General features: G+C 68.8%; 1 protein-coding gene. It reads right to left on the bottom strand.

All coding sequences use genetic code 11. The features are described 5' to 3' along the window. Positions 1 to 869, bottom strand: an 869-nt coding sequence (locus AC5L3X_RS39150) for a DMT family transporter (protein ID WP_494863853.1), incomplete at its 3' end; no start/stop codon positions are given. Between the last annotated feature and the right edge of the window lie 106 nt (positions 870 to 975).

The raw sequence follows: 975 nt of genomic DNA on the forward strand, positions 1-975 counted from the left end.
GCGGCGAAGGCGTCGCGCGCCATGGCGAGCAGGGCTCCGGCGAGCATCAGCGCGCCACCCGCGTATTGGACGGGAGTCAGTGACTCGTGAAGCACGATGAGGCTTCCCGAGGCACCGAAGACCGGGACGAGCAACATCATGATCGAAGTACGGGCCGGGCCGATCGTCCGGATGCCGTGAAAGTAGGCGACATAGGCGATGGCAGTCGGGAAGACGCCGAGGTAGGCGATGGTGAGCCAGATCCCGGCGGACAGGCTCGACCAGGCCACGGACGGCAGCGCCGGCCCGGCTGCCAGGAGGAGCATGAGGGAACCGGCAGACATGGTGAGGGCTGTCGCCTTCAGCGGGTCGATGCCTGCGAGAATTCGCTGGCCGAGCAACGTGTACGCGGCCCAGACCCCCGCACCGGCCACATAGGCCAGATCGCCGATCAGCCGCCGGCCGTTGGCTGGGCCGCCCACGCCGAGCAGGAACAGCAGTGCCCCGCCGACACCCACGGTCAGGCCGGCGATCCGCGCGGGCGAGACGGTGTCGCGGAGGAACAATGCCGAGACCGCCGTGGTCAACACCGGGCTGAGCACCGGCACGAGAATGCTTCCGTCGACGGACGGTGACTGGTGCAACCCCCAGAAGAACAGCCAGTTGAAGGCGAACACGCCCAGGGCTCCCGCCACCAGGATCCGCGGCCAGTCACGGGCAGGCAGGCCGAACCCACGACCCGTGACGCCGAGCCACACCAGCAGGACGAGCGCACCACACCCGAAACGCAGGGCCGCCGCGACTTCGGGGGGCAGCGTGTCCGCCAGGACCTTGGACGCGGCGAAGGCACTGCCGAACAATGCCATCGCGGCGGTCAGCACGAGGTACACCGCCATCTCGGACGTTCGCCGGTCGGTCACACCCACGAGGACTGCCCTTCTGATGGCGCGAGTCTGATCGCGCGAGTCTGATCGCGCGAGGCGTAGCGGGCTACAG

The organism is Nonomuraea sp. CX421, from assembly GCF_059358955.1.